This is a genomic window from Enhygromyxa salina (genome assembly GCF_002994615.1).
GTDB lineage: Bacteria > Myxococcota_A > Polyangia > Nannocystales > Nannocystaceae > Plesiocystis > Plesiocystis salina_A.
Map to the genome: position 1 here is coordinate 1 of NZ_PVNK01000271.1, position 5,709 is coordinate 5,709.

Sequence of the window (5,709 nt, forward strand, 5' to 3'; positions counted from 1 at the left end):
GATGAAATGAGCCCCCTTCTAGGGGGCCACGCAGGCCGGTGCGAGACACATACGAGCCCACCGAGCGAGGAACGAGCGACCGGCCGCTTGCGGCCGTGCGTGGCAAGGTCATGGGAGGCCGGGGGGGGCGATGAAATGAGCCCCCTTCTAGGGGGCCACGCAGGCCGGTGCGAGACACATACGAGCCCACCGAGCGAGGAACGAGCGACCGGCCGCTTGCGGCCGTGCGTGGCAAGGTCATGGGAGGCCGGGGGGGTCTACTAAAGCTCGATTCCGAGGGGGCCGCAGATCTTCTCGAGGGTGCCTTTGTCCTTCGAGGTCATCTTGCGATAGGCCGACTTGGCCTTGGACGCGCTGCCCATCTTGCAGGCGGCGACACCCATGAGGTTGAGCGCGTCGCCGCTCTTGTTCTGATCGTAGGCGTCCTTGGCGAGGTTGTAGGCCTTGCGGTTGTCGCCTTGAAGCGAGGCCTTGCGGGCCGCAGCCAGCGCTTGCTCGGGCGGAAGCTTGGGCTTGGGCTTGGGCTTGGGCTGGTTGCTCGGCTTGGGCTTGGGCTTGGGCTTGGGCTCGTCGATCTCGGCCACAATTTCGCCGCCGTCGTCGTCGTCGCTCGGGGCCACGCCCTCGTCGGCGGCGGGAGCCTCACCGGTGTCCCCGGGCTCGGGCAGGACCTCGGGCACGACCTCGGTGCCGCCAGCGTCCTTCTTTGGCGCTTCCTTGGCGACGGGCTCTTGCTTGCCGTCGTCGGCCGCGACTTCTTTGGTGTCGTCGTCGTCCCCGCCGGCGTTGCTGGCGAGGAAGATAGCGATCCCGACGACGGCCGCGAGCGCTCCGACGATCCCGATGATCAGCCCGACCTTGCTCGGCTTCTCTTCCTCGTCCGGGGCGGGCTCGTAGCCCTGCGCACCCGGAGCAGCGGCAGCAGCGCCAGCCGGCGCGCGCATGGGCTCGAGATCCTCGACGGACATCGAGGGCAGGTCGCTCGACGAGGCCATGGCGACCAGGCCGTCGTTGGCGGCGCGCGGGCGCTGGATGTCGAGCGTCTGGCGGTCGACGTTGTCGGTCAGCGTGAGGTGGTAGTCCCCGATCTGGATCAGGTCGCTCTCACGCAGGAGCGTCGGCTCGCTGATCTCGACGCCGTTGACCTTGATCCCGTTGTACGAGCCGAGGTCGTGGATCAGCCAGCCGTCGTCCTGAAAGATCAGCTTGGCATGGCTGCGCGAGACGTTCTGCTCGGTCAGCTGAATCGTATTGTGAGGCTTGCGCCCGATCGTCACCTCCTCGTTTCCGAGGTTGACGACCGTCGTCGAGCCTTCGAGGTCTTCGATGATGAGCCTCACGGCCACCGTCCCCCTAGGCTATTGAGCACAGCCCAAAACTGTCAAGGTGTATGTGTGGGAAGAGGTGGGCGATCGCCCTGGGCGCCCGCGTGCGTGCAGCCACCGCCATCGGCTCAAAGTCGAGCTTGGGCCTCGGCCGGGGCGAGCGCCGCGAAAAAGCTCCGCGGGCCCCAAACACTGGACATCGGCACCCCCATGCTCGGCCCGTCCCGGACGCCCTCAGCCCACGGATCATTGTTTCAGGGGTCCGTGGGCTGGTGTTGGTCGGCGAGCAGGCGGGACAGCGGGTAGATCGCCACACCCTCCGCGTGGAGCCGGGGCAGCTCCTCGCGCAGGATCTCGACCAGCTCGATCGAGGGGTGGGCGATAGCGACCGTCGGCTGCTCGCGGGCGTAGTCCGCGGCCTCGGCGAGCGCGCTGCGAATTGCTGCGCGATCCGACACGTGGTCGAGGAAGACTTTGCGCGAGATCGTGGGCACGGCGGCGGCCTCGGCCTCGGTCGCGGCCACGGTCCCGGGGTGGGTGCGCGAGTCGAGGAAATAGAGGCCGCGCTGGCGCAAGACCGGCATGATCGCGGCCATCGCCGTCGGGTCGGCGGTCAGGCGCGAGCCCATGTGGTTGTTGACGCCGCGTGCCACGGGTACGCGCTCGAGCGCGGCGAGGACCTTGGCGCGCAGCTGCTCGGGGCTGTCGGTTGCGAGCAGGAATTGTTCTTCGGCCTCGACGCCGGTCATGGCCTCGGGGTTGAGGGGCTCCATCGGGAGGTGGAGCAGGATCTCGCGCGGTCGCCGGTGGTCGCTGCGTAGGCGCTGCTGGACGCCGGTCGCGAACACCGAGTTGGGCAGCACGCTGAAGCTCAGCTCGAAGCGCAGCGCGAGCAGCTTGTCGAACAGCTCGAGCTCGCGGCCGACGTCGTCGATCACGATCGCGAGGTGGCCGTCGGCCTCGGACCACGGGAGGGTCAGATCGGCCTCTCGCGCGGTCCACTGCTCGGCGTCGCGCACGGCCCAATTGGCCATGCGCTCGCGGATCGCCTGATCGTCGGGATCGACGGCGGGCGGCTCGGGGGGCGGCGAGACCAGCAAAAACGCTGCGCACGCGATCATGACCCAGGCCAGGAGCAAGATCGCGGCGAGCGGCGGCCTTCGTCGGCGACCGGGGCTCGGCGGCGCGGGGTTGACCTCGGACTCGGCGCTCACGTCTGCGCGATACCACAGGCCCGGGACCGTCGCGTGTTTTTGACGAGAAGCGCCTACACTCCAGGGATGACCAAGACCGCGCTCGTGGCTGGCCTGTGTTTGCTCGTCGGCGGTGTCGCTGGTGCGAGCCTCTCGTCGGCGCTCGCGGCGGGCGAGCCTGCTGAAGAGCCGGCCCCGAGGATCCGGCCGGCGGTCGAGCCAGTCGCCGCGGTCCCGGCCGACTACTCGCGCTACCGCAAGCTCGACCGCTTCGCCCGGGCGCTGGCGATCATCGAGCAGTACTACGTGCGCCCGGTCGACGGCGAGGCCTTGATCGACGCCGCGCTCGACGGGCTCGTCGCCGAGCTCGACCCGCACACGATCTACCTGGCCCCGGACGAGGCCAAGCTGCTGCTCGAGGACACGCAGGGGCGCTTCGGTGGCGTGGGCCTGGTCGTGACCCTGCGCGTGGAGCCGCTGTCGGGCGAGGGTGAGGGCCCAGACGAGGGCGGAGCCGAGGCCGAGGCCGAGGCCGCGCCCGCGCCGACCGAGATCGACGCCGACGCCGAGGTGTCTGCGGCGGGCGAGCCCGTGCGCCTGGTCATGCACATCGACGACGTGATCCCCGGCGGCCCCGCCGAGCAGGCAGGGCTCGTGGTCGGAGATCGGATCCTGGCGATCGAGGGCAAGCCGATCGCCAACTTCAGCGACCTCGGCGACGCGGTCACGGTCATGCGCGGCGAGCCGGGCACGAAGGTCTCGTTCACCTGCATCCACGAGGATCAGGAGCCGCGCGAGGTGACGGTGACCCGGGCGCTCGTCGATCCGCCCGCGGTCGAGGTCCGCTGGCTCGGCGAGGGCCTCGGCGTCCTGCGCCTGCGCGACTTTCAAGAGGCCAGCGCCCGCGAGCTCCGCGACGGCCTCGCCGAGCTCGAGGCCAGGGCCAAGGACGCGGGCGGGCAGCTCGAGGGCGTGGTCCTGGATCTGCGCGACAACGGCGGCGGGCTCCTCGACCAGGCCGTCGAGATCGCCGACATCTTCATCCACGACGGGGTGATCCTCCGGACCCGCGGCCGCCAGGCTCAGCTGCTCGACGAGGCCCGCGCCCACGCGGTCGGCACGGTCCGCGACCTGCCCCTCGTGGTCCTGATGAACAAGGGCTCGGCCTCGGCCTCGGAGATCGTCGCGGGCGCCCTCCAGGATCACGGCCGCGCGCTGATCGTCGGCGAGCGCAGCTACGGCAAGGGCTCGGTCCAGGCGCCCTTCGAGCTCGGCGGCGGCGCGCTGATCAAGCTGACGACCGCGCTCTACTACACCCCCGACGACCGCCTGATCCAGGCCAGCGGCGTCGAGCCCGACGTCATGGTCGGGCCGCTCCTGGCCGAGTACCGCGACAGCCGCCCGACCCTGCGACCCGAGCGGGACAACCCTCATCACCTCGAGCCCCAGGACTTTGGTCGCCCGCCCGTGCCCGAAGACGACGCCGCCCCGAGCCCGGCCCGGGCCGAGGCGGGCGAGGACGCCCAGCTGCTCGCGGCGATCGATCACCTCCAGGCCTGGGCTCGCGTCGGCCTGAGCAAGCGCGCCCGTCGGCGCTGAGTTCTAGCTCGTGCCCGCGCCGCTCGGGACGACAAAGAAACTCGATTGAGCTAGTAGTGATGGCATGAGCCACGGTCTGCCGACCCAACCCGCCGCGTCCTTCGTCCGCCGCCGCCGTGCCTTGGGGGCGCGCCTGAACGGTCCGGCGCTGCTGTTTTCGGGCGTCGCGCGGCCTCGCAACTACCCGGCGAACGTCTACCCCTTCCGGCCCGGCAGTCACTTCTTGTACTTGACCGGGGCGTGGCTGGAGAACGCCGCGGTGCTCGTCGACGGCGAGCGCGACGTGCTCTTCGTGCCCGCCGAAGATCCCGAGGACGTGGTCTGGCATGGGCCGAGCCCGGGCTGGGACGAGCTCCAGGCGGCGACCGGGGTGGCCGAGGTCCGCGACATCGCCGAGCTCGGTCAGGCCTTCGGGGGCGCGGGTGAGCGAATCGCCACGATCCCCGCCGTCGACGCGCGCACGCGCTTTTCGCAGGGGCGGCTGCTCGATCGCAGCTGGGCCGAGCCGGGCGCAGCCGTCGAGCTCGGCGAGCGCGACGCGGCCCTGGCCGACGCGCTCGTCGCTCTGCGCAGCGTCCACGACGACGCCGCGATCGAGATGCTGCGCGGGGCCGCCGAGGCGACCGTCGCGGCCCACCGAGCTGGGATGGCCGCGACCCGACCGGGCCTGCGCGAGGCCCATGTGCGCGCGGCGATGGAGGCCTCGCTCGCGGCCCGCGACATGGGCACCTCCTACGGCAGCATCGTCACCGTTCACGGCGAGATCTTGCACTCGCGCGGCTACGGCAACCCGATCGCGGCCGGCGACCTGCTGCTCGCCGACGTCGGCGCCTCGAACGGCGGCTGGGCCGGCGACGTGACCCGGACCTGGCCGGTGTCCGGAAAATTTTCGCCGACGCAGCGGGCCCTCTACGACCTCGTCCTCGCCGCGCAGGTCGCCGCGATCGATCGGGTCAAGCCCGGCGCCCGTTACCGCGACATCCACCTCGCCGCCGGCCGGGTCATCGCCCGCGGGCTCGTCGACGAGGGCATCTTGAAGGGCGACCCCGACAACCTGGTCGAGCGTGGCGCCCACGCGCTGTTCTTCGTCCACGGCCTCGGCCACCTGCTCGGCCTCGACGTCCACGACATGGAAGACCTCGGCGATCGGGCCGGCTACGGGCCAGGGCGCACGCGCTCGACCCAGTTTGGGCTCGCCTTCTTGCGCCTCGATCGCGACCTCGAGCCGGGCATGGCCGTGACGATCGAGCCGGGCTTTTATCAGATCCCCGCGCTGCTGGAGCCCGGGTCCAAGCTGAGCGCGCCCTTCGACAGCGACGGGACCTTGAACCGCGACGCGCTGGCCAAGTTCGCCGACGTCCGCGGGATCCGGATCGAGGACGACGTGCTCGTGACGCCCGGCGGCAACGAGGTCCTGACCGCGGCCCTGGCCAAGCAGGCCGCCGACGTCGAGGCGCTCGTGGGTGGCTGCTAGCCGGATGCGCCCCTCAGCCCTGGGGCGGCGGCAGCGGATCCTGGCAGACCCCGATCTCGAGGATCGTGTAGATCAAGACCAGCTCCTGCGGCGACAGCCCGACGTAGTCGAAGAATTC

4 protein-coding genes are annotated in these 5,709 nt (G+C 70.8%); 2 read left to right on the plus strand and 2 right to left on the minus strand.

Annotation, left to right across the window (positions count from 1 at the left end; translation table 11 throughout):
• Positions 1–260: 260 nt before the first annotated feature.
• On the minus strand, positions 261–1,346 hold the full coding sequence (locus tag ENSA5_RS31400; protein WP_106395410.1) for an FHA domain-containing protein: 1,086 nt from the start codon (positions 1,344–1,346) through the stop codon (positions 261–263).
• Between the two features lie 233 nt (positions 1,347–1,579).
• Positions 1,580–2,539 carry a divergent polysaccharide deacetylase family protein gene (locus ENSA5_RS31405; RefSeq protein WP_106395411.1) on the minus strand — a complete coding sequence of 320 codons (960 nt, stop codon included), beginning with the start codon at positions 2,537–2,539 and terminating at the stop codon, positions 1,580–1,582.
• A 66-nt stretch (positions 2,540–2,605) separates the two neighbouring features.
• Between ENSA5_RS31405 and ENSA5_RS31410 the strand changes: the two genes are divergently transcribed.
• Positions 2,606–4,117: a S41 family peptidase gene (locus ENSA5_RS31410; protein ID WP_106395412.1), complete on the plus strand. Its 1,512-nt coding sequence runs from the start codon at positions 2,606–2,608 to the stop codon at positions 4,115–4,117.
• A gap of 64 nt (positions 4,118–4,181) precedes the next feature.
• The gene (locus tag ENSA5_RS31415) at positions 4,182–5,591 is read left to right on the plus strand and encodes an aminopeptidase P family protein (protein WP_106395413.1); all 1,410 of its coding nucleotides are present in this window, start codon (positions 4,182–4,184) and stop codon (positions 5,589–5,591) included.
• The last annotated feature ends 118 nt before the right edge of the window (positions 5,592–5,709 follow it).